This is a genomic window from Vibrio sp. S457-15 (assembly GCF_000960545.1).
Classification (GTDB): Bacteria; Pseudomonadota; Gammaproteobacteria; order Enterobacterales; family Vibrionaceae; genus Vibrio; species Vibrio parahaemolyticus.
Genome location: NZ_JYOQ01000156.1, coordinates 1 through 467 on the forward strand (window position 1 = coordinate 1; position 467 = coordinate 467).

Annotated in this window: 1 pseudogene; it reads right to left on the reverse strand. The window is 48.8% G+C overall.

The features are described from left to right. Nucleotides 1-11: 11 nt before the first annotated feature. Nucleotides 12-467, reverse strand: a pseudogene (ushA, locus tag UF05_RS16990) (bifunctional UDP-sugar hydrolase/5'-nucleotidase); the annotation flags it as partial.

The following is a 467-nucleotide window of genomic DNA, read 5'->3' on the forward strand; positions in this document are numbered from 1 at the left end:
CAATTATATCACTTCACCACCACATTCGGTGCTCCTTTACACACTGCCTCTTCTAACGTATGGCCCATATTCATATCCGAATCACCCTCCTAAAGGTATCGTGCAAGAGCAACATCGCCCGGCGCGTTGATGCCGCGATTGCCATCTTCGTAGTGACCCATGTGCGTCACGGCAAAGATCAGATCCGGTTTTTCCGTCTCTTGTAGCTCCGCAATCAGCTTTTTCGCTTCTTCTTTCGGATCACGGAAATCGATGCCACCGATAAACTCAGGGTTGCCCAGTTTTGCCGTATCTTCGGTCGTCAGACCGATAACCGCAATTTTGATGCCTTGTTTGTTGAACATTTGGTAAGCCTGGAACATCCGCTCACCCGTTTTTTTGTCGTAGATGTTGGCAGAAAGCATGGGGAAGTTCGCCCACTCTTTCTGTTTCATCAGTACGTCGATTGGGTTGTCGAACTCGTGGTT